Source organism: Luteimonas sp. A537 (genome assembly GCF_054052065.1).
In genome coordinates, this window is sequence record NZ_JBSVRH010000001.1 from 728,805 (window position 1) to 754,793 (window position 25,989).

Consider the following 25,989-nt stretch of genomic DNA (forward strand, 5'->3'; position numbering starts at 1 on the left):
GCTCCTGCCTCGCGCCTCCTACCTGAGTTCGGAGGCCTCTACCGGCAGGGTCACCAGCAGCAGGGTGGCGTCGTCCGGATCCGGCACCACCCGGAAACCCAGGTGCCGGCACATCGACAGCATGGTGCTGTTCTCGCGCAGCACCTGGCCCTCGATCATCTCCAGGCCCATCCAGCGCGCGACGCCGATCATTTCCTCCATCAGGCGCCAGCCCAGCCCCGCGCCCTTGAGGTCGGAGCGCACCATGATCCCGTACTCGCCGCGCTTGAAGTCCGGGTCGGCCAGCAGGCGCACCGCGCCCAGCATCTCGCCGCTGGCGGCGTCGGTCGCCACCAGGGCCATCGAGCGCGCGTAGTCCAGCTGCACCAGGCGGGCGATGAAGTCATGGCTGAAGTCGCGCACCGCGCGGAAGAAGCGCAGCCGCAGGTCCTCGGCGCTGACCTGCGCGAAAAAACGGCGGAACATCGCGTCGTCTTCCGGCCGCACCGGACGCAGCAGGGCCTGGCGGCCGTTGGACAGCGTGAGCGTGCGCTCGAGCTCGGTCGGGTACGGGAACACCGCGAAGCGCGGGTGGCCGCGGCCGCGGTGCAGGCGCGTGGACGGCGCCACCGCGATCCGCGCATCCACCGCCACCGCGCCGCCGGCATCGACCAGCAGCGGATTGATGTCGATGTCGCGCAGCTCCGGGATATCGGCGGCCAGCTGCGCGAGCTTCACCAGCACCAGCGCGAGCGCGCGCTCGTCGGCGGCGGGCACGTCGCGGTAGGCGCGCAGGATGCGGGAAACGCGCGTGCGGCCGATCAGCTCATGCGCAAGGCGCAGGTCCAGCGGTGGCAGCGCCAGCGCCTTGTCGTCGATCAGCTCGACCGCGGTGCCGCCGCGGCCGAACACCACCACCGGGCCGAACACCGGGTCGTCGGCGATGCCGGCGATCACTTCGCGCGCCTTCGCGCGCAGCACCATCGGGTGCACGCTGACGCCGTCGATGCGGGCGTCGGGCCGCAGCCGGCGCGCGCGCTCGATGATGTCGGCGGTGGCCTCGCGCACGGCATCGGCGCTGCCCAGGTGCAGGCGCACGCCATCGACGTCCGACTTGTGTGTGATGTCGGGCGACAGCACCTTGACCGCGACCGTGCCGCCATCGGCGAGCATCGGCGCGGCCAGGGCCGCGGCGGCGTCTGCATCGGCGGCCTGCACGGGCGTGGCGAGGTCGATGCCGTAGGCGGCCAGCAGGCGCGCGGTGTCGGCGGGGTCCAGCCATTCGCGGCCCTCGGCAAGCGCCGCGTCCACCAACGCCTGGGCGGTGGCACGATCGAAGGTGAAGTCGTCGGGCAAGCTCGGCGGCGTCTCCATCAGCGCCGCCTGGGCTTCGCGATGGCGGACCAGGTACATGAAGCCGCGCACGCCCTCGGCCTCGCTGGCGTAGGTCGGCACGCCGGCATCGCCCAGCAGGCCGGCGGCGCCGTCGTCATCGCCCAGCCACAGCGCCAGCACGGGCTTGCGCGCGGCGCCGCGCGGCCGCGCCCTGAGCACGGCGACCGTGGCTTCCGCGGTCTCCCGCGGCGCCGACAGCACGGTCGGCACGTTGACCGCGAGAATGGCGTCGCTGCCCGGGTCGTCGAGCAGCGCCTCCAGGCCCGCGGCGTAGCGCGCGCCGTCGGCATCGCCAAGCAGGTCCACCGGATTGCTGCGCGACCAGCCGCGTTCGAGCGCGGCGTCCAGGCGCTGGACGGTCGTCGCCGAAAGCGTGGCCGGCTCGCCGCCGAGGTCCTGCAGCCGGTCGAGCGCGAGCAGGCCGGTGCCGGCGCCATTGGTCAGCACCGCCAGGCGCCTGCCGGGCACGCTGCCCAGGTGCGAGAGCGTCTCCGCCGCGGCGAACATCTCGTCCAGCGCGCGCACGCGCAGCAGGCCGGCGCGGCGGAAGGCGGCGTCATAGACATCGTCCGGCGTGGCCAGCGCGGCGGCATGGCTTGCGTGCGGCGGCGCCCGGCGCAGGTGGCGGCCCGGCCGCACCACCACCACCGGCTTGCCGCGCGCCGCTGCGCGCGCGGCCGACAGGAATTTGCGCGCATCGCGCACGTGTTCGAGGTAGAGCAGGATCGCGCGGGTGTGGCGGTCGACGGCAAACCAGTCGAGCAGGTCGGCGAAGTCGACGTCGACCGCATCGCCCAGCGACACCACCGCGGAAAAGCCGGCCCCGCGCGCATGCGCCCATTCGATCATCGCCGCGCCCACCGCCCCCGACTGCGACACCAGGGCGATGTCGCCCGGCGGCGGCCGGTGCGCCGCGAAGCTCGCGTAGAGCTTCGAATGCGGCGCGATCACGCCCAGGCAGTTGGGCCCGACCACGCGCAGGCGGCGCTCGCGCGCGACCGCCGCCAGCGCGGCATTGTGCGAACCGGGGCCCTCGCCCATGCCGCGCGTCAGCACGATGACCGCGCGCGCGCCGGCATCGGCGGCGGCGGCCGCCACCTTCGCGACCTTGGACGGCGGCGTGGCGATGATGACCAGCTCCGGCGCGAAGCCGAGCGCGTCCAGCCGCGGCGAGGAGTCGACGCCGGCGATCGCCGGGTAGCGCGCATTGACCACGCCCACGCGCCCGGGGAAGCCACCTTCGACGATCTGCCCCAGCACCAGCCGGCCCAGGGAGCGCTCCCGCGGGCTGCCGCCGACCAGGGCCACCGAGGCCGGGGCGAACACGGAACCGAGTGCGTAGGTACCCATCGGATGGCAGACCCGGCATGCGCGGAACGGCCCGTGACGATATCACCAGCCCGTGACGCACCGGTGCCGGCCCCGGCTCTGCACGCCTTCCTCAAATGCACTGGAGTAGCGTCGCCGATGATCGGCCCCCGAAGGGTGCCGGACCCGTCCGGACGCCGCCGCGTCCAAGCAGGAGGCACGCCCATGGTCGCCACCGTTCCACGCAGATTCGCGCCCGCTTACCACCCGGCGCACGCCGCCCTGCTGGGCGGCGCGCTGACGCTGTTCCTTGGCACCTTGCTGAGCGACCTCGCCTACGCCCGCACCTACGAGATCCAGTGGAACAACTTCGCGTCCTGGCTTGGCGCCGGCGGCTTGGTGGTACTGGCGTTCGCCCTGGTGTGCGCGCTCTTCGGTCTTGCACCGTCCAGGCGCACGCGTGCATCCGTCCTGCATTTCGTGCTGCTGCTCGCGACCTGGGTCGTTGGCTTCTTCAACGCGCTGATGCACGCACGCGACGCCTGGGCCAGCATGCCCGGCGGCCTGGTGCTGTCGGTGATCGTCGTGGTGCTTGCCGTGGTCGCGACCTGGCTGGGCTTCAGCAACCCGCGCACCGGAGAAGCGAAATGAAACGCTACGCCCTGCCCGCACTCGCCATCCTCAGCCTCGCCCTCGCCGCCTGCGGCAAGGAGTCCGCGCCACTGCAGTACGGCGCCAATCCCGAGTTGCCCAAGCCCCATCGCGGACTGATGCCGGACATGGTCATCGCCGAGCCCGCGGGCTGGGGCGACCGCCTGCCGGTGGTGCCCGAGGGTTACACGGTCAGCGCCATCGCCACCGGCCTGGGCATCCCGCGCCAGACCCTGGTGCTGCCCAACGGCGACATCCTGGTCGCCGAAGGCCGCGGCGGCAACGCGCCCAAGCTCAAGCCCAAGGACATCATCGCCGGCCCGATCAAGGCCGCCGGCACCACCGGGGTGAAGAGCGGCAACCGCCTGACCCTGCTGCGCGACGCCGACGGCGACGGCAACTACGAGCTGCAGACCGTCTTTGCCGACGGCCTCAACGCGCCCTACGGCATGGCCCTGGTCGGCGACGACCTGTTCGTCGCCAACCAGGACGCGGTGGTGCGCTTCGACTACCAGTCCGGCATGACCCAGGCCAGCGCCACCGGGCCTGAGGTGCTGACGCTGTTGCCTTCGGAGATCAACCACCACTGGACCAAGGCGATGGCGGCCAGCAGCGACGGCCGCTTCCTGTACGTCGGCATCGGCTCCAACAGCAACATCACCGAGCGCGGCATGCTCGCCGAGCAGGACCGCGCACGGGTCTGGGAGATCGACACGGAAACCGGCATGCACCGCGCCTATGCCACCGGCCTGCGCAACCCCACCGCGCTGGCGATCCAGCCCGGCAGCGGCCAGCTCTGGGCCGTGGTCAACGAGCGCGACGAGATCGGACCCGACCTCGTGCCCGACTACCTCACCTCCGTGCGCGACGGCGGCTTCTACGGCTGGCCCTACAGCTACTGGGGCGGCAACGTCGATGAGCGCGTGCGGCCGCAGGATCCGGAGAAGGTGGCCTCGGCCATCGTTCCCGACTATTCCCTCGGCTCGCACGTCGCCGCGCTTGGCGTCGATTTCTCGATGCCGGCCATGGGCGCGGAATTCGCCGACGGCGCGTTCGTGGGCGAGCACGGCAGCTGGAACCGGGCCGACCCGGTGGGCTACAAGGTCGTGTTCGTGCCCTTCCGCAACGGCGGCCCGGCGGGCGATCCCATCGACTTCGTCACCGGTTTCCGCGACGACGACGGCACCACCCGCGGCCGCCCGGTGGGCGTGACCGTGGATCCGCGCGGCGCCCTGATCGTGGCCGACGACCTGTCGAACACCATCTGGCGCGTGGCACGGAACGGTGGCGCCGCGACGCCGCCGCCCGCGGCCACGGCAGACCCGCTGGACGCCGCGGATCTTGCCCGCCCGGAGGCGGCCGCCGAAGTCGCCGGGGCGGCGCCTGCGGACACGTTGTAGGCCTCAGCCCGCGTATAGATCCACGTACTCGGGTACCGGCATGGCCTCAAGCGTTGCCTGGTCCAGGCTTGCGGCCAGGATCGCCTCCTGTCGAGCGGCCGGGAACCGCCGCGCCAGGTTGCGGCGGAACTTGGCCTCCAGCAGCGGGATGCCTTCGTCGCGACGGCGCCGGTGCCCGACCGGATATTCCACCGCGACTTCGTCAAGCACCGTGCCGTCTTCGAAGGCCACCGTGAGCGCGTTGGCGATGCTGCGCTTCGCGGGGTCGTGGTAGTCGGCGGTGAACTGCGGGTCCTCCACGCAGGCGATCCTGGCGCGCAGCCGGTCGATACGCGGATCGGCGGCCACCTCGTCCTCGTAGTCGGCCGCGGTCAGGCGCCCGAAAACGAGGGCCACCGCGACCATGTACTGGATGCAGTGGTCGCGGTCGGCCGGATTGTCCAGCGGGCCCTGCTTGTCGATGATCCGGATGCAGGCCGCCTGGGTGCGGATGCCGATCGTGGCGATGTCCTCCACGCTGCGCCCGGCGTGCGCGAGGCGCGCGTGCAGCAGCAGCGCCGCCTCGACCGCGGTCTGGCCGTGGAATTCGGCCGGGAAGCTGATCTTGAACAGCACGTTCTCCATCACGTAGCTGCCGTAGGGACGCTGGAAGCGGAAGGGCCCGCCCTTGAACGACACGTCGTAGAAGCCCCAGCCGGGAGCGGTCAGCGCACCGGGGCAGCCCATTTCCCCCGTGGCCGCGATCAGCGCCAGGCGCACGGCGCGGCTGGTGGCGTCGCCCGCGGCCCATGACTTGCGGCTGCCGGTGTTGGGCGCGTGGCGGTAGGTGCGCAGGCTCTGCCCGTCCACCCAGGCCTGGGACACGGCGTTGACGATCGCTTCGCGCGACAGGCCCAGCAGCCCGGCCACCACCGCGGTCGAGGCCACCTTCACCAGCACCACGTGGTCCAGGCCGACGGCGTTGAAGCTGTTCTCAAGCGCAAGGCAGCCCTGGACCTCGTGCGCCTTGACCATGGCGCGCAGCACGTCGCGCATCAGCAGCGGCGGCCTGCCCTCGGCGGCCGCCGTGCGGCCCAGCCAATCGGCCACGGCCAGGATGCCGCCGAGGTTGTCCGAGGGATGCCCCCACTCCGCCGCCAGCCAGGTGTCGTTGAAGTCCAGCCAGCGCACCATCGCGCCGATGTTGAAGGCTGCCTGCACCGGATCGAGCTGGAAGCCCGTGCCCGGGACCCGCGCGCCATTGGGCACCACCGTGCCCGGGACGATCGGCCCGAGCAGCCGGGTGCAGGCCGGATACTCCAGCGCCTCCAGGCCGCAGCCCAGGGTGTCGAGCAGGCAGTGGCGCGCGGTCGTCCAGGCCAGCGGGGATTCGATCGCGAAGCCGGTGACGTAGTCGGCGATGTCGACCATGGCCTGGTCGGGGGCGGGTCGGACGTTGCTGGCGTGCGTGGACATGGCGGTCTCCGCTGCGGTGATGGCCCGACGCTACTCCCCCGCCGGCGCCCGGGCCATGGCACGCCGTCCACGGCGTCGCATCCTGCTTGACGCCCTGCGCGGCGCATTCCAACCTGCCCTGATGAAGATGACACTGGTCCGCAACGCGGACGTCTACGCACCCGAAGCCCTCGGCCGCCGCGACCTGCTGCTTGGCGGCGGCAAGCTGCTGTGGATGGGTGCCGATGCCCCCGACCTGCCCGGAGCCTTCGGTGCGTCCATCGTCGACCTTGGCGGCCGCCGGCTGCTCCCGGGCTTCATCGACGGCCACGTGCACGTCACCGGCGGCGGCGGCGAGGCCGGCTTCGCCAGCCGCGTGCCGGCGCCGATGCTGTCGCGCTACACCCGCGGCGGCGTGACCAGCGTGCTCGGCCTGTTGGGCACCGACGACGTCGCCCGCGGCACCCGCGAGCTGGTGGCCCACGTCAACGCGCTGCGCGAGGAAGGCCTTTCGGCCTGGGGACTGGCCGGCGGCTACCACCTGCCACCGGCCACGATCACCGGCAGCGTGCGCGGCGACCTCGCTTTCATCGACTGCCTGGTCGGCGTGGGCGAACTGGCGATCAGCGACCACCGCTCCAGCCAGCCGACGCTGGACGAACTGCTGCGCATCGCATCGGAAGCGCACGTGGCCGGGCTGATGACCGGCAAGGCCGGCATCGTCCACCTGCACCTGGGCGACGGCGCGCGCGGGCTGGACCTGGTGCGCCGCGCGCTCGACCAGAGCGAGCTGCCACCGCGGGTGTTCAACCCGACCCACGTCAACCGCCGCAGGGCGCTGTTCGACGAGGCCATCGAACTGGCGCGGCGCGGCTGCACCATCGACATCACCGCATTCCCGGTGGATGAGGACGAGGACGCGTGGAGCGCGGCCGACGCCCTGGTGCGCTACCTCGACAGCGGCGCCCCGCGCGAGCGCGTCACCGTCAGCTCCGACGCCGGTGGCTGCCTGCCCTGCTTCGATGCCCAGGGGCGGGTCGCCAGCATGGACGTCGGCCATTCCGGCGCCCTGGTCGAAACCCTGCGCGAGCTGCTGGCGCGCGGCGTCGCGCTGGCCGACGTGCTGCCGGCCTTCACCAGCAACGTCGCCGACCTGCTGCGGCTGCCTGGGAAAGGCCGGATCGTGGTGGGTGCCGACGCGGACTTCGTGGTGATCGACGAGGCCGCCACGGTCACCGACGTGTTCGCCGGCGGCCGCCCACACCTGCGGAACGGCGCGGTGCTGCGGCATGGTACGTTCGAGGGTCGACCCACAGATCACCGTAAACCAGGAGCCAATTGATGCCGAGCAAACCCGCCAACGGGGAACAACGCGGCTGGATCATCCCGATCGGCGGCGCAGAGGACAAGGAAACCAACCCCCGCATCCTGAAGCGCTTCGTCGAAGTCAGCGGCGGCAACGAGGCGGACATCGCGGTGATCCCGACCGCCAGCCGGTTGAGGGAAACCGGCGTGCGCTATGAGGAACTGTTCGACGGCATGGGCGCGGCCAGCGTCGAGGTCGTCGACTTCGACACCCGCCGCGACTGCCAGGAGCCCAGCCGGCTGGCGCGGCTGGAGCAGGCCAGCGGCATCTTCTTCACCGGCGGCAACCAACTGCGGCTGTCGACCATCCTCGGCGGCACCGACGTGGCACGCACGATCCGCCTGCGCAACGCGCAGGGCGTTCCCGTGGCCGGCACCAGCGCCGGCGCCGGCTTCCTCAGCGAGCACATGATCGCCTTCGGCAGCGAGGGTTCTTCGCCGCGCGCCAGCAGCGTGCGGCTCGCGCCCGGGCTCGGCCTGACCAACCGCTTCGTGATCGACCAGCATTTCCGCCAGCGCGACCGCCTCGGCCGGCTCACCGCCGCACTGGCCTACAACCCGTTCGCGATCGGCATCGGCCTGGACGAGGACACCGCGGCCTTCATCTCCCCCGAAGACGTACTGGAAGTGGAAGGCAGCGGCGCGGTCACCGTGGTCGATGCCCACGACCTGCAGTTCTCCTCGATGGCGCATGCCGACGAGGACGACCCGGTGTGCATGCTGGGCCTGGGAGTGCACATCCTGGTCGCCGGCGCCACCTTCAACCTGCACACGCGGCGGGCCTCGGCCGGACGCCTGGCCACCCGCAAGACCTGACCGAAGGGACTCACCCATGCGCATCCTCGAACGCTCCGTCTACGTGGGCCCCTCGCTCCACGCGCACTTCCCGGTGATCCGCCTGCTGCTGGACCTGGGCGCGCTGGAGCAGTGGCCGACCGCCCGCCTGGGGCCGGGTTTCATCGATGGCCTGGTGGCGGCCCTGCCCGGCCTGGCCGAACACGGCTGCTCCTACCGCACGCCCGGCGGCTTCCTGCGTCGCATGCGCGAGGACGAGGGCACCTGGCTCGGGCACGTGCTTGAACACGTGGCGATCGAGCTGCAGAACATCGCCGGCGAGGACGTCACCTTCGGCAAGACCCGCAGCGTCGACGACCGCCCGGGCGTCTACACGGTGGTCTACGAGTACGCCCAGCGCGAGGAAGGCATCGCCGCCGGCGACCTGGCACTGCAGCTGATCAGCTCGCTGCTGCCCGCCGACCTCCGCCCCGCCGGCAGCGTGCCCGAAGACTGGGAATGGGATGTCGCCCGCGACGAGTTCATCCGCTATGCGCAGCGGCGCGCGCTCGGCCCGTCCACCGCATCGCTGGTGCGCGCGGCCGAGGAGCGCAACATCCCCTGGCTGCGGCTCAACGCGCAGTCGCTGGTGCAGTTCGGCCACGGCCGCTACCAGCAGCGCATCCAGGCCACGGTCACCGGGCGCACGTCCTACATCGCGGTGGAGCTCGCCAGCGACAAGGAAGAGACCAACAAGATGCTGGCCGCGCTCGGCCTGCCGGTGCCACGCCAGCTGATGGCCGCAAGCCAGACCGATGCGCTCAAGGCGGCGCGCCGGCTGGGCGGCCCGGTGGTGCTCAAGCCCTGGAACGGCAACCACGGCCGCGGCATCACCATCGACATCACCGGCGACGACGAGATCCGCGAGGCCTTCGTGGCCGCGCAGGCGCACTCGCGCTCGGTGATCGTGGAGACCTTCCAGCCGGGCGACGACCACCGCCTGCTGGTGGTCAACGGCGAGCTCGTCGCCGCCACCCGGCGCACGCCCGGCCACGTGGTCGGCGACGGCCGCAGCACCATCGCTGAACTGATCGAACAGGTGAACCAGGATCCGCGCCGCGGCGTCGGCCACGAAAAGGTGCTGACCCGCCTCGAGCTGGACGCGCAGGCGGAGCTCATGCTCGAGCGCGCCGGCCATGCCGCCGATTCCGTGCCGGCCGCCGATGAAGTGGTGCCGCTGCGCTCCACCGCCAACCTTTCCACCGGCGGCACCGCCACCGACGTCACCGACGTCATCCACCCCGACAATCGCGAGATGGCGATCCGCGCCGTGCGCGCGATCGGCCTGGACGTGGGCGGCGTGGACTTCATCAGCCCCGACATCACCGAAAGCTACAAGCGCATCGGCGGCGCGATCTGCGAGGTCAACGCCGCGCCCGGCTTCCGCATGCACGTGGCGCCCAGCGAAGGCACGCCGCGCGACGCCGCCGGCCCCGTGATCGACATGCTGTTCCCGCCCGGCTCGCCGGCGCGCGTGCCGATCGCCGCGGTCACCGGCACCAACGGCAAGACCACCACCGCGCGCATGCTGGCGCACATCGCCAAGATGTCCGGGCACACGCCGGGCCTGACCACCACCGACGGCGTCTACATCGACGGCCAGCGCACGGTCGAGGGCGACATGACCGGGCCGGTGTCCGCGCGCATGGTGCTGCGCGACCCGACGGTCGACCTGGCGGTGCTGGAAACCGCACGCGGCGGCCTGCTGCGCGCCGGCATGGGCGTGACCAAGGTCGACGTGGGCGCGGTGATCAACGTCCAGTCCGACCATCTCGGGCTCAAGGGCATCGACACGCTCGAGCAGCTCGCCGAGATCAAGCGCATCGTGGTGGAAGTGGCCGAGGAGTGCGCGGTGCTCAACGCCGACGATCCCAACGTGCTGCGCATGTCCGGCTACACCAAGGCCCGCACCATCTGCTACGTGACCATGAACACCGGCCACGGCCTGGTCCGCGAGCACGTGCGCGCCGGCGGCCGCGCCTGCGCGCTGGAGGAAGGCGTCAACGGCCACATGATCACGCTCTACGACAAGGGCAGCCAGATCCCGCTGCTGTGGACCCACCTGATCCCGGCAACGCTCGAGGGCCGCGCCCTGCACAACGTGCAGAACGCGATGTTCGCCGCGTCGATGGCCTTCGCGCTGGGGCTCAAGCTCGACGACATCCGCCATGGCCTGCGCACCTTCGACACGACCTTCTTCCAGGCGCCGGGCCGGATGAACGTGTTCAACGAGCATCCGTTCAAGGTGCTGTTCGACTACGCCCACAACGCGCACGCGGTCGGGGTGATGGCCGACCTGGCGCAGCGCCTGGACGTGGACGGACGCCGGATCGTGGTCGTCGCCGGGCCGGGCGACCGTCGCGACGAGGACCTGGTGGCGATCGCGCAGGCGGTGGCCGGGCGCTTCGACCACTACATCTGCCGCCGCGACGACGCCCTGCGCGGCCGCGACGGCGACGCGGTGCCGAACATCATCGCCAGCGCCCTGCGCGACGCCGGGGTGGACCCGGCGGCGATCTCGGTCATCCCCGACGAACAGGAGGCGATCGACGCCGCGCTGCGCATGGGCCAGCCGGGCGACCTGCTGCTGGTGCTCGCCGACGCGCTGGCCCGCTCCTGGAAGCAGATCACCAAGTTCAGGCCCGAAGGCGCCGCGAGCGGCCCGGCGAAGGCCACCCCGCCGCCGCTGTCGGCCGCCAGCGACGAGCCGGTCTTCGACCTGGAAGGCCTGGTGCGCGAGGAGCGCGGCCTGGTATTCGCACCCGACGAAGACAGCGACTGACCGCACGCCCGATGACCGCACCCGCGCCGCTGCCCTTCGACGACTCACGCCGCCTGACCGGTCCGAACCTGTACTTCGCCGACGCCGGCGCGGTGCTGGAAACCGGGGTCGGCGCGCCGGTTCCACGCGTCCTGGTCGACGGCTGGAGGCAGCGGATCGCGCGTGCACGCGCTTCCCTGGGCTGGCCCGATGGCCCGGTCCGGGTGCGCGAACACGCCACCGGCGCCAGCCTCGCCTTCGCGGCGCCGGCCGACCGGCTGTACGCCGCCACCGAGGTCAACGAATGGGCCTGGCTGTCGGTGCTTGCCGAGGCCGGCATCGACACCGGCGACGCCGCCCTGCAGCCCGCCCACGCCCCGATCGACGATGACGACGCCGCGCTCCGCATCCTGCGCGCCGCCGCCGACGCCGAACACCTTCCCCGCCTGCAGGCGCTTCGCGAAAGCGCCCTTGGCCACGGGTTGCCGCTGCTGCTCGACGACGAACAGCTCTCGATCGGCCTGGGCACCGGCAGCCGCACCTGGGACAACCCGGCGCTGCCGCTTCCCCACGAGGTGCCCTGGCAGGAGCTGCATGCGATCCCCGTCGCCCTGGTCACCGGCTCCAACGGCAAGACCACCACCGTGCGCCTGCTCACCGCGATGGCCATCGCGAACGGCTGGCACACCGCCAACAGCTGCACCGACGGCATCTACCTCGACGGCGCGCTGATCGAGGACGGCGACTACTCCGGCCCGGGCGGCGCGCGCGCGCTGCTGCGCAACCGCCAGGCGCAGGCCGCGATCCTGGAGACCGCGCGCGGCGGCCTGCTGCGCCGCGGGCTGGGCGTTGCGCACGCCGACGTGGCCGTGGTCACCAACGTCAGCCCCGACCACTTCGGCGAGTACGGCATCCACGACCTCGACGGCCTGGCCGAGGTCAAGCTGACCGTGGCCCGCGCCATCGACGGCGCAGGCACCCTTGTGCTCAACGCCGACAACGACCCGCTGCGCCGGCATGCCGCCGGGCTCGACGCGGCACCGGCCTGGTTCTCCACCAGCGACGACCATCCACTGCTGGCGGAGGCACGCGCCGATGGCCGCCGCAGCTGCGGAGTGCGCGACGGCCGGCTGCAGCTGTTCGACGGAGCCGCGGCCCATGACCTGGGCGCGGTCGCCGACATGCCCCTGACGCTTGGCGGCCTGGCCGCGCACAACGTCCAGAACTGCGCCGCCGCCGCGCTGGCCGCCGCCGGCCTCGGCATCGCGCCGGACACCATCCGCGCCGTGCTCGCGCGCTTCGGCCGCGCCCACGGCGACAATCCCGGCCGCCTGCAGCGCTGGATCCTGGGCGGCGGCGTGCAGGCCTACGTCGACTACGCGCACAACCCCGACGGCCTGCAGCACCTGCTCGGGCTGGTGCGCCAGGCGCACCATGCCGGCGGCCGGCTGCACCTGCTGCTGGGCCAGGCCGGCAACCGCAGCGACGAGGCCATCGCCGAGCTTGCCGCCACCGCCGCCTCGTTCCGGCCCGACCACGTCGTGCTCAAGGACATGGACAGCGCCTACATGCGCGGCCGCGAGAGCGGCGCGGTGGCGCGGCTGCTGCGCGAGGCGCTGCTGCGCGGCGGCGTGGCGGCCGGGGCCATCGTCGAATGCCTGGACGAAGCCGAGGCCGCGCGCCTGGTCCTGGCCGGCGCGCGCGCGGGCGACAGCCTCGTGCTGCCGGTCCACGGAGCCGGCGCGCGCGCGCGCGTGGTCGCGCTGCTGGACCGGCTGCAGGCCCTGGGCTGGTCGCCGGGCGACCCGCTGCCCGGGGCGCTGCCACGCGACTGACGGCGGCAGCGACCGTCGCATCGGGAACGCAGCGTCCCGGGGCAAGCCCCCATCGTGAGGGAGCCCTGGCTTAGGATGAATGGGCCCCACGCCGCGCGTGGGATGCCGCAATCCTCCCGACGCCGCACCGGCGCCCGCTCTCCGAAGGACCCCCATGGCTTCGACTATCGAACGCCGGCCCGTACCGGCTTTTCATCCCGTCCACGCACTGCTGCTCGGCGGTGCGACCACCCTGCTCCTCGCTGCCCTGCTCGGCGACATCGCCTATGCGCGGACGTTCGAGATCCAGTGGAACAATTTCGCGTCCTGGCTGATCACCGGCGGCCTGGTGGTCGCGGGCGTGGCGCTGGTGTCCGCGCTCGTCGGCCTGCTGCCCTCGCGCCGCACGCCGGGCTCGCTGCTGCACTTCGTCCTGCTGCTGGCGACCTGGGTCGTCGGCTTCTTCAACGCGCTGATGCACGCACGCGACGCCTGGGCCAGCATGCCCGGCGGCCTGGTGCTGTCGGTGGCCACCGTCATCCTCGCCATCGTGGCGACCTGCTTCGCGGTCCGTGCCCCGCGCATCGGAGGTGTGGAATGAACCGCCTGAGCCTGCTTGCCCTTGCCACGTCCGCGGTGGTCCTCGCCGCCTGCAACCCCGACCCGGGCCCGATGCAGTACGGCTCCGAGGTCAACCTGCCCGAGCCGAAGCGCGGCCTGCTGCCGCAGATGGTGATCGCCGATCCGTCCGAGTGGGGCGACCGCCTTCCGGTCGTGCCCGAGGGCTTCGAGGTCCGCGCCATCGCCACCGGCCTGGGCATCCCGCGCCAGACCCTGGTGCTGCCCAACGGCGACATCCTGGTCGCCGAAGGCCGCGGCGGCAACGCGCCCAAGCTCAAGCCCAAGGACATCATCGCCGGCCCGATCAAGGCCGCCGGCACCACCGGGGTGAAGAGCGGCAACCGCCTGACCCTGCTGCGCGACGCCGACGGCGACGGCAACTACGAGCTGCAGACCGTCTTCGCCGACGGCCTCAACGCGCCCTATGGCATGGCCCTGGTCGGCGACGACCTGTTCGTCGCCAACCAGGACGCGGTGGTGCGCTTCGACTACCAGTCCGGCCAGACCCAGGCCAGCGCCGCCGAGCCTGAGGTGCTGACGCTGTTGCCTTCGGAGATCAACCACCACTGGACCAAGGCGATGGCGGCCAGCAGCGACGGCCGCTTCCTGTACGTCGGCATCGGCTCCAACAGCAACATCACCGAGCGCGGCATGCTCGCCGAGCAGGACCGCGCGCGGGTCTGGGAGATCGACGTCGCCACCGGCATGCACCGCCCGTACGCGACCGGCCTGCGCAACCCCACCGCGCTGGCGATCCAGCCCGGCAGCGGCCAGCTCTGGGCCGTGGTCAACGAGCGCGACGAGATCGGACCCGACCTCGTGCCCGACTACCTCACCTCCGTGCGCGACGGCGGCTTCTACGGCTGGCCCTGGGCGTACTGGGGCAACCATGTCGACACCCGCGTCAAGCCGGAAAACCCGGACAAGGTCGCCGCCTCGATCACGCCGGACTACAGCCTGGGCGCGCACGTGGCGTCGCTTGGCGTCGACTTCTCCAGCCCGGTGATGGGCCCGGAGTTCGCCGACGGCGCCTTCGTCGGCATGCACGGCAGCTGGAACCGTCCGGATCCCTCCGGCTACAAGGTGGTGTTCGTGCCGTTCCGCAACGGCAGCCCGGCGGGTGATCCGATCGACTTCGCCACCGGCTTCCGCGACGACGACGGCACCACCCGCGGCCGCCCGGTGGGCGTGACCGTCGACCCGCGCGGCGCGGTGGTCATCGCCGACGACCTGGCCAACATCATCTGGCGCGTGTCGCGCGTGGGTGGCCCGGCGGTGGCGCCGGACGTGGATGCCGACAGCGACACCGATACCGGCGCCGACGGCGCCCCCGCCGCTGACGCGGACGGCAACGCAGCGGAGTCGAACGGCCCCGCGACCCGCTCCTAGCCGGCGTCCGCCGGGGGGCGTGCCGCTCCCCGGCCCCGGCGCGCCTTCGCGCGCGTCCGGACCGGCGACCCATCCACGCCGCGGCCGGCGTCCCCGCCGGCCGACACGACGCGGGCCTGCAGCTCCTGCAGGTCCGCCAGCATGTCGATGTAGGCGGTGAACCGCCGCAGGTAATCCGGCGACTGCGCCTGCATCAGGCGCAGCATCCGTCCCGCCAGCGCGCCCGAATTGAGCGGCCCCGCATCGTCGGGCGTCGGCGCCAGCGCGCGCCGCACCTGCTCGCGGTTGCGCAGCCCTGCCCACAGCTCGCGAACGCCATCCAGCGCCGGGAGTGCCGGCCAGTGCGCGGGTGCGGGCAAGCCCAGGTCGATCCCGTCGGCCAGCACCTGTCGTTCGATGGGCCAGCGTTCGAGGGCATCGAGCAGCCCTGCAAGCGGCTGCGCCATCGGTTCCGCGGCTGCCGATGCCGCGGTCCGCGACTCCGGCAACTGCGCGGCATCCGCGTCCTGCGGCGCCTGTGCCGCACTGTCCCGGAAGTCGCTACCGCCCATGCGCAACCTGCGAGCCCGGCTTCTGCCCATGCTGCTGCCGCGGTACCGGGGCCATCTCGACGCGGCGGTTTCGCGCGCGGCCTTCGGCGTGCGCGTTGCTGTCGACCGGCTGTTCGGCGCCGAAAGCCGCGGCGAACACCGAGGACGCCGGCACGCCCTGCGCCACCAGCGCGCGGGTCACGGTCAGCGCGCGCTGCGCGGACAGCTCCCAGTTGTCGGCGTAGCGCTGGCTGTCGCCGCGCACCAGGCGGTCGTCGGTGAAGCCGCTGACCATCAGGATCTCGTCGCGGCCGGCCAGGAAGCCGGCCAGCGGCGCGGCCAGGCTGTCCAGCAGCGCCTCGCCCTCGGGCTGCAGGCGGTCGGAGCCGAGTGCGAACAGCACGCTGCCGCTGATGCCGATGCGGCCGTCAACCAGGGTGATGCGGCCGCTGGCCAGCGGGGCGGCCAGCGCCTGCTCGAGTGCCACGCGGCGCTGGTGTTCGACCTCGCGCTGCGCGACTTCTTCGGCCAGCCTGGCCTCGAGGTGCAGCTGCACGCCGATCACGCCCACCAGGATCAACACGAACACGCCCAGCAGCACCGACATCAGGTCGCCGAACGCGGCCCACACCGGGACCGTGGAATCGACGTCGCCCTCGACCTCCAGGCTCATGCCGCGGCGCCGGGCAGCTGGCGGAGCTCGGCGATGATGTGCTTCTGCGCGAGCACGCTCAGGTCGACCAGCTCGCGCGCCTGGGCCACGTAGTAGGCCAGCTGTTCGTCGCTGCGCGTGCCCGAGGCGTCGAGCGCGGCGGCGATGCCGTCCAGGCGCCCGGTCAGCTCCGTGCTGCGCTCACCGAACTGCTGCACGGCGCCGGCCAGCGCCTCGCCCAGGCCGGCCACGCTGGTCGCACCCGCGTCCAGGCGCGCCACCGCGGCGTCGATCGCTCCGGTGCCGGCCTCGACCTGTTCGCCGAAGCGGCCGCCGGCCTGTTCCAGCAGCGTGGAGGTGGTCGACACCAGGGCATCGATCGCACCGCGCTGCTCGGTGGAGGCGTGGTTCACGGCGTCCAGCAGGGTCGACAGGGTCTCCATCAGCTGGCTGCGTTCGGCCAGCATCGCGGTGTCGCGCACCATGCTGTCGGAGAGCTTCTGACGGAGCTCGGCGACCACCTCGGCGGCGGCTCGCGGCGCCTCCGACGCGGCCTCCACCAGGGTCGATATCTCGGCGATGGTCGCGGCGGCGTGCGCCTGCGACTGCGCGCCGATGTCGGCGGCGGCAGCGGCCAGGGCCGAGGCCACGGCCTCGTGCCGCTGCGCGGCGTCCTCACCGGCGCGGGCCCAGTCCTCGCGCAGCGAAGCGGCCATCGTTGCGAGCTGGTCCTGCCAGGCCGCCAGGCGCTGCCCGTCCTGTTCCGAGAGCGCGGACTGCAGGCGGGCATGGGTGCCTTCAAGCTGCTCGAGCAGGGTCATCGATTGGCCGGCAAAGGCCGCGCCGGCCGCGTCCAGCGCCTGCCCGTGGCGCTCGGCCAGGGCATCGTGCTGGGCCTGCTGGCGCGCGAGCGCCCCGTCCCAGGCGGTAGCGAGCTGGGCCGTGGTGGCCTCCAGGCGCGACGCCACCTCCTCGACCATGCCGCCGGTGCGCTCCACGAGGCGTTCGCCCGCCGCGTCCAGGCCCGTGCGCAGCGCTTCGGCCAGAACCTGCTGCGACCCGGCCTGCTCGGCCAGCGCACGCTGCCACAGCGTCGTGGCGGCGGTCGAGCTGCTTTCAAAGCCGGCGTCGAGCGCGGCCAGCTGGCGGTCGACCGACGCGGCGACCGTCGCGTTGAGTTGCGCGGCTTCGCGCGTGACCGTGTCCATGGCCGCAGCGACGGCCGGCTGCACGGCCTCGACGGCCGCGCGCGCGCTGTCGGCCGCGCCGCGTTCCAGCGCCGCCGACAGCGTGCCGGCCAGCCGCTCCCACGCCACCGTGCTGCCGGCATGGAAGGCGTCCTGCTGCGAGGCCTGGCGGTCGTGCGCGGCCTGGGCCTGCCGCTCCATCGCCGCGGCCATGGTCTCCAGGCGCTCGACCAGGGCCGGCATCGCGTCGGCCTGCGCCTGCATCAGGCGCAGCGATTCATCGCGCTGGTGGGCGCGGGTATGCACGCGCAGGCCATCCACGCTCGCGGCATCGAGCAGGCGCACCGTCTCCGCGCGCTCGCGGCGGCACAGCGCAGCCAGCAGCCCGAGCATGGCCGAGGCGGCCACGCCCGCGATCGAGGTGCCGAAGGCCACGCCCAGGCCCTCCACCGGCGCCGCCAGCGAATCGCGCACCGCCTGCAGGTCGCTCGCCGACTGCAGCGCGATGCCGGTGCCGCGCAGGGTGACCAGCATGCCCAGCAGGGTGCCGAGCATGCCCAGCAGCACCAGCAGGCCGACCAGGTAGGGCGTGAGCGCGGGCGCCGGCAGCGGTGCCTGGCCGCTGTCGATGCGCTGGCGCACCGCGCCGCGCAGCGTCGGATCGAGGCCCGCCAGCCAGGCGGCCAGGCCGTCCGGCCCGGGCGGCGCGTCCAGCGCGGCGACCAGGCCAGCGGTCGCCTGCCGGTAGCGGTACAGCTCGACGCCACCGATGAGGTACAGCGCGCCGATCAGGGCGGTGACCGCCAGCGCCAGCGCGTGGCTGCCGATGTATCCCGCGCCGATCCAGCACACGACCAGCAGGCCGAGGGCGAAAACGAGGCTGTCGAGGAGGGTTCTTTTCATGCGTCCGGGCCTGGGCTGCGAAGCGCGGAAAGCAGGGCTTCGATGGGGTGGAAACGGAGGTCGAGTTCGGCCGACAGCACCTGCCGCGCCTCGTCGCGGAAGCCGGCGCGCCACGCGCCGGGATCCAGGTTCGCCGGCGCCGCGGCGTCGGCATGGAGCACGTGCAGGCGCTTGAAGCGCGCGACCAGCGCGGGGACGACCGGGACCAGCAGCGCGTGTTCCCGTGGCGCCAGCAGGCCTTCCATCACCGCATCGACCGCGGCCAGCCGCGCCTGGCCGTCGGCGCGCCGCGCCAGGCGCTCGCGCAGCTCGCCGCGCAGGCGCCCGCTCGCCGACTGCATGTCGCGCTGCAGCCCCTGGCAGTGGCGCTGCACGGCGGCGGCACCCGCGGCGGCACCGCTGCCGTCCTCACCCGCACGCGGATGCAGCGGCAGCGTCCAGTCGCGGGCGGCGGCGTCGATGGCCTCTTGCAGCACGCCGCGCAGGCGCAGGCATTCAGCGGCGGCGTCCTCATCCGGCGTGGCGCCGGCGCGATCCGTCGGGCCATCGGCCGCCGCGACGGGGCTGGTGGCGGCACCGGAATCCTCGCCGTCGTCCCGGCCTGCGGGCGCGTCGTCGAGCGCCCGCGACAGGGCCACGGCGCGCTGCCAGTCCAGCCAGTCGCCCAGCACGTCCGCCGGGGACCGCGCCTGCCGGCCAGGTTCGACGCCGGCCAGCCGGGCCAGCAGCCTGGGCAGCGCGGCGCCCGGGACGGGCGCCCGGGTGCGGTGTTCAAGCATGCTGGTGGCCAAAAAACGACCATTTTAGCGCGTTGCCGCCGGGCGCTGCCCGCTGCCCGCTGCCCCGGACCGGGACCGGGACCGGGAGACGGACGGGCGCCGGTTACTCCACCGTCACGCTCTTCGCCAGGTTCCGCGGCTTGTCGACGTCGGTGCCGCGCGCCAGCGCGACGTGGTAGGCCAGCATCTGCACCGGGATCGTGTGCACGATCGGGCTCAGCACGCCGACGTGGCGCGGGGTACGGATCACGTGCACGCCCTCGCTCGCGCTGAAGTTGCTGTCGGCGTCGGTGAACACGAACAGCTCGCCGCCGCGCGCGCGCACTTCCTGCATGTTCGACTTCACCTTCTCCAGCAGGCTGTCGTTGGGCGCGATCACCACCACCGGCATGGCGTCGTCCACCAGCGCCAGCGGGCCGTGCTTGAGCTCGCCAGCGGGATAGGCCTCGGCATGGATGTACGAGATCTCCTTGAGCTTGAGCGCGCCCTCGAGCGCGATCGGGTAGTGCACGCCGCGGCCGAGGAACAGCGCGTGCTGCCGGGGCGTGAAGCTCTCCGACCACAGCGCGATCTGCGGCTCCAGGTTCAGCGCGTGCTGCACGCTGCCCGGCAGATGGCGCAGCGCTTCGATGTATTCCGCTTCCTTCTCTTCCGACAGCCGGCCGTTGAGCTTGGCAAGCGTGGCCGCCAGCGCGAACAGGCCGACCAGCTGGGTGGTGAAAGCCTTGGTCGAAGCGACGCCGATCTCGGCGCCGGCACGGGTGTAGAACACCAGCTTGCTGGCGCGCGGGATCGCACTTTCAGGCACGTTGCAGATCGACAGCGTGTGTTCGTGGCCGAGCGACTTGGCGTACTTCAGCGCTTCCATCGTGTCGAGCGTTTCGCCCGACTGGGAAATGGTGACCACCAGGTGCTTCGGGTTGGCCACCGCGGTGCGGTAACGGTACTCGCTGGCGATCTCGACGCTGCACGGCAGCCCGCTGATCGCCTCGATCCAGTAGCGCGCCACGGAGCCGGAATAGAAGCTGGTACCGCAGGCGAGGATCTGCACGCCCTCGATCCCCCGCAGCACGGCCTCGGCATCCTTGCCGAACAGCGTGGGCTCGAACGCACCGGCGTCGATGATCGCCTCCATGGTGTCGCCCAGCGCGCGCGGCTGCTCGTGGATCTCCTTCTGCATGAAGTGGCGGTAGGGACCCAGCTCCAGCGACGCCAGCGAGACGTCGGACAGGTGCTCTTCGCGCAGCACCGGCTGGTCGTCCTCGCCGAACACGTTCACGCCTTCGCGCGTGATCTCGGCGGTGTCGCCTTCTTCAAGGAAGATCACCCTGCGCGTGGCCTGCAGGATCGCGGAGACGTCGGAGGCGACGAAGTTCTCGCCCTCGCCCAGACCGATGAGCAGCGGGCAGCCCATGCGCGCGACCACCATGCGCTCCGGCTCCTTGCGGCTGACCACGGCCAGCGCATAGGCACCGTGCAGCTCCTTGACCGTGCGCTGCAGCGCGCCAAGCAGGTCGGCGCCGTCCTGCAGGTAATGGTGGATCAGGTGCGCGATGACCTCGGTATCGGTTTGCGATTCGAATTCATAGCCCAGCCCGCGCAGGCGCTCGCGCTGCTGCTCGTGGTTCTCGATGATGCCGTTGTGCACCAGGGCCACACCGTGGCTGACGTGCGGGTGCGCGTTAGATTCCGTCACCCCGCCGTGCGTGGCCCAGCGGGTATGGCCGATGCCGAGCGTGGCCGAGAAGCCTTCGCTGCCGGCGGCACCTTCCATCTCCGACACGCGACCGGTACGGCGCACGCGGCGGATGTCGGCGCCATCGACCACGGCGATGCCGGCGGAGTCGTAGCCACGGTATTCGAGACGCTTGAGTCCTTCGATGAGGACCGGAACCACATCGCGATCCGCAATCGCGCCGACGATGCCGCACATAAGCAGATGAACCCCTGGGTTGGTGACCTGCCAGTTTAACGGGGAAAGCCCGCGGGACCGTCCGCGCGGACGCTGCGACTGTCCGCGCGGACACCCGGACACTGCGGACCAATCAAATAAAATCAATGACTTGCAGTTGGCACGACCCTTGCGGATACACAGGGCAGACCATCCTTCTGACAGCGCCCTCCCGCCATGGACTCTTCCCGCTCCCGCATCCGCGACACCTCCGCCCAGGACCATGTTCCTGCGGCCGCGTCATCCACGCGCCGGAACCTGCGCAAGCCGTGGGTGGCGGGGGGCGCGGCGGCCGTGGTGCTGCTTGGCCTGGCCATCTGGGTCGCGGTTGGCTGGAGCGGCGGCGGGCGCTCGCACGACGCGTCGCGCATTCGCATCGCCGAGGTGGTCCGCGGTGACCTGGTGCGCGACCTGTCCGCCGACGGCCGCGTGATCGCCGCCAACAGCCCGACGCTGTACGCGATCGCGGGCGGCACCGTGGCGCTCAAGGTCGTCGCCGGCGACGCGGTGGAACAGGGCCAGGAACTCGCAGTGATCGACAGCCCCGAGCTGCGCAGCAAGCTGGTGCAGGAGGAATCCACCTTGGCCAGCCTGCAGGGCGAAGCCAATCGCGCAGTGCTCGACGCGCGGCTCACCCGGTCGGACGCGCAAAAGCTGCTTGACCAGGCGCTGATCGAGCAGGTCGCCGCGCAGCGCGACGTCGAGCGCTACCAGCGCGCATTCGAGGGCGGCGCGGTGTCGCGCAACGACTACGACCGCGCGCTGGACGGATTGAAGAAGGCCGAAATCGGCGTCGCCGCGGCGCGCCAGGACTTCTCGCTGCAGGGCCAGGGCGCGGGCATCGACGCCGGCAACAAGCGCCTTTTGGCCGAGCGCCAGGAGGCCGTGGTCGGCGAACTGCGTCGCCAGGTGGATGCGCTGACCCTGCGCGCGCCCTTTGACGGCCAGGTCGGCCAGGTGCAGATCGCGCAGGGCACGAACGTGGCGGCCAACGCGCCGATTCTTGGCGTGGTCGACCTGTCGCAGTTCGAGGTCGAGATCAAGGTGCCGGAGAGCTTCGCCCGCGACCTCGGCATCGGCATGCCGGCCCAGGTCACCAGCGTCGGCAAGCAGTGGCCGGCGGAGATTTCCGCGGTGTCGCCCGAAGTCGTGAACGGCGAGGTCAATGCCCGCCTGCGCTTCGCAGACGGCGACCAGCCGCCCGGCCTGCGCCAGAACCAGCGCCTGTCGGCGCGGATCGTGATGGACACGCGCGAGGACGTGCTGATGGTCGAGCGCGGCCCCTTCCTGGAGCAGGACGGCGGCAACTTCGCCTACGTCGTGCAGGGCGGCAGCGCCGAGCGGCGTGCGATCCAGGCCGGCGTGTCCAGCCTGTCGGCCGTCGAAATCCTTTCAGGACTGCAACCCGGCGAGCGCATCGTCGTGTCCGGCAGTGACCAGTTCGAGCAGGCGGACCGCGTCCGCATTTCCGGAGAGTGACCATGAACGCAATGACCGGCTTCCCCCACCACCTGCACTGGAGCTCGACCGAACTGGCCGACGCCGTGCCGCGCCGGCTGAGCGAGATCTACCGTTTTGAAACCGGCCTCGAAGCGCCCCAGCCACGGGCCGCCAACGGCGAGCACAAGCACGCCCGGACGCCGCAGCACTTCCTTCCGGCATCGAGCCTGCCCGACATGTTCAGGGTGAACTGATGCACGCCAACCACAGCTCCGAACAGGGAACTCCCGCCATGCTGGACATGCGCCAGGTCACCAAGGTCTATCGCACCGAACTGGTCGAGACGCACGCGCTGCGCTCGCTCGACCTGCGCGTGGCGGAAGGCGAATTCGTCGCCGTCACCGGGCCCTCGGGCTCGGGCAAGACCACCTTCCTCAACATCGCCGGGCTGCTGGAGACCTTCACCGGCGGCGAGTTCCACCTCGACGGCGAGGACGTGCGCGGCCTCAACGACAACCAGCGCAGCAAGCTGCGCAATCAGAAGATCGGCTTCATCTTCCAGGGCTTCAACCTGATCCCGGACCTGAACCTGTTCGACAACGTCGACGTGCCGCTGCGCTACCGCGGCATGCCGGCCAACGAGCGCAAGCTGCGCATCGAGGACGCGCTGGGCATGGTCGGGCTGGGATCGCGCATGAAGCACTTCCCGGCGGAGCTGTCGGGCGGCCAGCAGCAGCGCGCGGCGATCGCGCGCGCGCTTGCCGGCAGCCCGCGCCTGCTGCTGGCCGACGAACCCACCGGCAACCTCGACACGCAGATGGCGCGCAGCGTGCTGGAGCTGCTGGAGGACATCAACCAGCAGGGCACGACCATCATCATGGTCACCCACGACCCGGAGCTTGCCGCGCGCGCGCACCGCAACGTGCACATCGTCGACGGCATGGCGACCGACCTGTCGGTGGAGCCGGGCCTGACGCGGGCCGCGCGCGCCGAACGCATTGAATCCGAAGCCGCCACCGACGCCGCACCCGGCGCCTGAGGACCCAGCCATGCTCGCCTACTACTTCAAGCTCGCCCTGCGCAGCTTTCGCCGCAACAAGGCGCTCACCGCGCTGATGGTGGTGGCGATCGCACTCGGCATCGGCACCAGCATGACCACCCTGACAGTATTCAAGGTGCTTTCGGGGGATCCGATCCCGGCCAAGAGCGATCGCCTGTTCATGGTGCAGTTGGATCCCGAACCCATCGCCACGCAGGTCCCCGGCGACGAGCCGATGGACCTGCTTACGCGCTTCGACGCCGAGGAGCTGCTGCGCCAGAAGCGCGGCCTGCGCCAGGCGATGATGGTCGGCGGGGACACGATCATCGAGCCCGAGTCTTCGACCTTGAAGCCCTTCGTCGACCAGGCGCGCTATGCCTCAGCGGACTTCTTCCCGATGTTCGAGGCCCCCTTCCTCCACGGCCAAGGCTGGAGCCGGACCGACGATTCGGCCCGCGCCCGCGTGGTGGTGATCTCCCGGGTGCTCAACGACAAGCTGTTCGGCGGCGTCGACAGCACCGGCCGCCAGCTGCGCATCAACGGCAGCGCGCTCCGCGTGGTCGGCGTGCTCGACGACTGGTCGCCCAGCCCCAAGTTCTACGACCTCAACACCGGTGCCTACGGGCGCGATGAACAGGTCTTCGTGCCCTTCTCCACCGCCATGGACCTGGATCTCGGCACCAGCGGCACGACCAACTGCTTCGGCAACAATCCAACCAACGATGGCACCGACGTCAACGCGCCCTGCGCCTGGATCCAGTACTGGGTCGAGCTCGAATCCGCGGCGCAGGCGAAGGATTACAAAGCCTGGCTGGACAACTACTCCGCACAGCAGAAAGCCGCCGGCCGCTTCCAGCGCGAGCCCAACGTGCGCCTGCGAAACGTGATGGAGTGGCTGGACCATCGTCAGGTGGTGCCCGGCGACGTGCGCCTGCAGATGTGGATGGCGCTCGGCTTCCTGCTGGTGTGCCTGCTCAACACCGTGGGCCTGCTGCTGGCCAAGTTCCTGCGACGTGGTGGCGAGATCGGTGTGCGGCGCGCGCTTGGCGCATCACGGCGGGACATCTTCACGCAGTGCCTGGTGGAGGCCGGCACCGTGGGCCTCGCCGGCGGCGTACTCGGCCTCGGCTTGGCCCTGCTGGGTCTGTGGGCCGTACGCCAGCGCCCCACCGGCTACGCCGCACTCGCCCACCTCGACGGTTCGATGCTGCTTGCCACCTTCGTGCTCGCCCTGGTCGCCAGCCTGCTTGCCGGCCTGCTGCCGGCGTGGCGGGCGATGCAGGTGACGCCGGCGATCCAGCTGAAATCGCAGTAGAGACAAGGAAACAACATGGACATCCGACCGATCCTCTCCACCCTGCTGCGGCACAAGACCGCCGCGGCGCTCATCGTGCTGGAGATCGCGCTGAGCTGCGCGATCGTCTGCAATGCGCTGTTCCTGATCGCCGAGCGCGTCGAGAACGTGTCGCGTCCCAGCGGCATCGCCGACCAGGAGCTGCTGCAGATCCGGCTGAGTGGCATCGGGCCCACCGAAAACGCCGACGCGCGCACCCGCGAGGACATGGCGGCGCTGCGCGCCGTACCCGGCGTGGCGGGGGTCACCATGATCAACCAGCTGCCGTTCTCCAACAGCGCGTCCAATTCCGGGCTGAGGCTGACGCCCGAGCAGGACCGCGCGACGCTGGTCGCTGCCACATACCAGGGCCATGACAGCATGGTCGAGACGATGGGCATCCGCCTCGCGGCCGGCCGTGACTTCACGCCAGCCGAGTTCATGGACGCGACCGAACTCGAGCAGGTGACCGACTTCAGCACGCTCTCCAGCCCGGCCATCGTCAGCGCGGAGATCGCGGACAAGCTGTTCCCTGGCGATGGCGCGCTGGGGAAGACGGTCTATCTCGGGCCGGTACCGCTGACCATCATCGGAGTGGCGGAGACCCTGACCCGCCCCAACCTCGCCGGCGGCAGCGACATGACGTACTCGTTGATCCTGCCGATCAGGAACAACTACAACAACGGCGGTTCCTACATGGTTCGCGTCGCCGATCCCACGCGGCGCGACGAGATCCTGACGGCTTCGGTCGCTGCATTGGAGAAGGTCGACCCCAATCGCCTGGTGCTTGACCAGCAGAGTTACAGCGCGATCCGCGACAGCTACTTCCGCAGCGACCGCGAGATGATCATCCTGCTCGGCATCGTCTGCATCGCCTTGCTGATCGTCACCGCCCTCGGCATCGTCGGCCTGGCCAGCTTCTGGGTACAGCAGCGCAGCAAGCAGATCGGCATCCGCCGCGCGCTGGGTGCCACCCGCGGCCAGATCCTGCGCTACTTCCAGACCGAGAACTTTATCCTGGCCACCATCGGCATCGCCGTGGGCATGGTGCTGGCGTTCGGCATCAACCAGGTGCTGATGGGTCGCTACGAGTTGCCACGGCTGCCGCTGTTCTACCTGCCGGTGGGCGCGGTGGTGCTGTGGCTGCTGGGACAGATCGCCGTGCTCGGCCCCGCGCGCCGCGCCGCGGCGGTGCCTCCGGCGGTGGCGACCCGCAGCGTATGA

The 25,989-nt window shown here is 71.6% G+C and carries 20 protein-coding genes; 13 read left to right on the forward strand and 7 right to left on the reverse strand.

The window, feature by feature from the left end; translation table 11 throughout:
• Positions 1-18: 18 nt before the first annotated feature.
• Positions 19-2,724 carry a bifunctional acetate--CoA ligase family protein/GNAT family N-acetyltransferase gene (locus tag ACW7GZ_RS03370; RefSeq protein ID WP_457007828.1) on the reverse strand — a complete coding sequence of 902 codons (2,706 nt, stop codon included), beginning with the start codon at positions 2,722-2,724 and terminating at the stop codon, positions 19-21.
• A gap of 183 nt (positions 2,725-2,907) precedes the next feature.
• On the opposite strand from ACW7GZ_RS03370, the gene ACW7GZ_RS03375 reads away from it, so the two are divergent.
• Together ACW7GZ_RS03375 and ACW7GZ_RS03380 are read left to right on the forward strand one after the other, a co-directional pair.
• Positions 2,908-3,333: a DUF2231 domain-containing protein gene (locus ACW7GZ_RS03375; RefSeq protein WP_457000931.1), complete on the forward strand. Its 426-nt coding sequence runs from the start codon at positions 2,908-2,910 to the stop codon at positions 3,331-3,333.
• Entirely contained in the window at positions 3,330-4,733 is a 1,404-nt protein-coding gene (locus ACW7GZ_RS03380; protein WP_457007830.1) for a PQQ-dependent sugar dehydrogenase, read from the forward strand. The genes ACW7GZ_RS03375 and ACW7GZ_RS03380 overlap by 4 nt, the downstream gene beginning before the upstream one ends.
• 3 nt (positions 4,734-4,736) lie before the next feature.
• Here ACW7GZ_RS03380 and ACW7GZ_RS03385 read toward each other — a convergent pair whose 3' ends face one another.
• Positions 4,737-6,188, reverse strand: coding sequence for a bifunctional 2-methylcitrate dehydratase/aconitate hydratase (locus ACW7GZ_RS03385; protein ID WP_457007832.1), 1,452 nt, complete (start codon positions 6,186-6,188; stop codon positions 4,737-4,739).
• A 121-nt stretch (positions 6,189-6,309) separates the two neighbouring features.
• Between ACW7GZ_RS03385 and iadA the strand changes: the two genes are divergently transcribed.
• The 6 genes from iadA (at position 6,310) to ACW7GZ_RS03415 (ending at position 14,951) form a co-directional block, all read left to right on the forward strand.
• Complete coding sequence (gene iadA / locus ACW7GZ_RS03390) at positions 6,310-7,509, forward strand: beta-aspartyl-peptidase (protein WP_457007834.1); 1,200 nt, start codon at positions 6,310-6,312, stop codon at positions 7,507-7,509.
• Positions 7,509-8,348 carry a cyanophycinase gene (locus ACW7GZ_RS03395; RefSeq protein WP_457000926.1) on the forward strand — a complete coding sequence of 280 codons (840 nt, stop codon included), beginning with the start codon at positions 7,509-7,511 and terminating at the stop codon, positions 8,346-8,348. Before iadA ends, ACW7GZ_RS03395 begins: the two co-directional genes overlap by 1 nt.
• 16 nt (positions 8,349-8,364) lie before the next feature.
• Complete coding sequence (gene cphA / locus ACW7GZ_RS03400; protein WP_457007836.1) at positions 8,365-11,148, forward strand: cyanophycin synthetase; 2,784 nt, start codon at positions 8,365-8,367, stop codon at positions 11,146-11,148.
• A gap of 11 nt (positions 11,149-11,159) precedes the next feature.
• Positions 11,160-12,962: a Mur ligase family protein gene (locus ACW7GZ_RS03405; protein WP_457007838.1), complete on the forward strand. Its 1,803-nt coding sequence runs from the start codon at positions 11,160-11,162 to the stop codon at positions 12,960-12,962.
• Between the two features lie 154 nt (positions 12,963-13,116).
• Positions 13,117-13,542: a DUF2231 domain-containing protein gene (locus tag ACW7GZ_RS03410; protein ID WP_457000922.1), complete on the forward strand. Its 426-nt coding sequence runs from the start codon at positions 13,117-13,119 to the stop codon at positions 13,540-13,542.
• A complete protein-coding gene (locus ACW7GZ_RS03415; protein WP_457007840.1) occupies positions 13,539-14,951 on the forward strand; it encodes a PQQ-dependent sugar dehydrogenase in 1,413 nt (470 codons plus the stop codon). Before ACW7GZ_RS03410 ends, ACW7GZ_RS03415 begins: the two co-directional genes overlap by 4 nt.
• Here the strand turns inward: ACW7GZ_RS03415 and ACW7GZ_RS03420 are convergent.
• From ACW7GZ_RS03420 to glmS, 5 genes are all read right to left on the reverse strand, one after another.
• A complete protein-coding gene (locus ACW7GZ_RS03420) occupies positions 14,948-15,502 on the reverse strand; it encodes a DUF2894 domain-containing protein (RefSeq protein ID WP_457000918.1) in 555 nt (184 codons plus the stop codon). The two genes, ACW7GZ_RS03415 and ACW7GZ_RS03420, sit on opposite strands and share 4 nt — an antisense overlap.
• On the reverse strand, positions 15,492-16,154 hold the full coding sequence (locus ACW7GZ_RS03425) for an OmpA family protein (protein WP_457007842.1): 663 nt from the start codon (positions 16,152-16,154) through the stop codon (positions 15,492-15,494). Before ACW7GZ_RS03425 ends, ACW7GZ_RS03420 begins: the two co-directional genes overlap by 11 nt.
• A complete protein-coding gene (locus ACW7GZ_RS03430) occupies positions 16,151-18,223 on the reverse strand; it encodes a DUF802 domain-containing protein (protein ID WP_457007844.1) in 2,073 nt (690 codons plus the stop codon). Before ACW7GZ_RS03430 ends, ACW7GZ_RS03425 begins: the two co-directional genes overlap by 4 nt.
• Positions 18,220-19,002, reverse strand: coding sequence for a DUF3348 family protein (locus tag ACW7GZ_RS03435; RefSeq protein ID WP_457007846.1), 783 nt, complete (start codon positions 19,000-19,002; stop codon positions 18,220-18,222). Before ACW7GZ_RS03435 ends, ACW7GZ_RS03430 begins: the two co-directional genes overlap by 4 nt.
• Before the next feature lie 103 nt (positions 19,003-19,105).
• Positions 19,106-20,935, reverse strand: a complete 1,830-nt coding sequence (glmS, locus tag ACW7GZ_RS03440) for a glutamine--fructose-6-phosphate transaminase (isomerizing) (protein ID WP_457000912.1) — start codon at positions 20,933-20,935, stop codon at positions 19,106-19,108.
• 195 nt (positions 20,936-21,130) lie between these two features.
• Between glmS and ACW7GZ_RS03445 the strand changes: the two genes are divergently transcribed.
• From ACW7GZ_RS03445 to ACW7GZ_RS03465, 5 genes are read left to right on the forward strand one after another with little or no spacing between them, the layout of a single operon-like run.
• Positions 21,131-22,432 (forward strand): efflux RND transporter periplasmic adaptor subunit, encoded by a 1,302-nt coding sequence (locus ACW7GZ_RS03445; protein WP_457000911.1) that lies wholly within the window; start codon positions 21,131-21,133, stop codon positions 22,430-22,432.
• Between the two features lie 2 nt (positions 22,433-22,434).
• Positions 22,435-22,647: a hypothetical protein gene (locus tag ACW7GZ_RS03450; RefSeq protein ID WP_457007848.1), complete on the forward strand. Its 213-nt coding sequence runs from the start codon at positions 22,435-22,437 to the stop codon at positions 22,645-22,647.
• A gap of 38 nt (positions 22,648-22,685) precedes the next feature.
• On the forward strand, positions 22,686-23,432 hold the full coding sequence (locus ACW7GZ_RS03455) for an ABC transporter ATP-binding protein (RefSeq protein ID WP_457002790.1): 747 nt from the start codon (positions 22,686-22,688) through the stop codon (positions 23,430-23,432).
• A gap of 10 nt (positions 23,433-23,442) precedes the next feature.
• Positions 23,443-24,747 (forward strand): ABC transporter permease, encoded by a 1,305-nt coding sequence (locus tag ACW7GZ_RS03460; RefSeq protein ID WP_457000907.1) that lies wholly within the window; start codon positions 23,443-23,445, stop codon positions 24,745-24,747.
• Positions 24,748-24,762: 15 nt separating this feature from the next.
• Positions 24,763-25,989 carry an ABC transporter permease gene (locus ACW7GZ_RS03465; RefSeq protein WP_457000905.1) on the forward strand — a complete coding sequence of 409 codons (1,227 nt, stop codon included), beginning with the start codon at positions 24,763-24,765 and terminating at the stop codon, positions 25,987-25,989.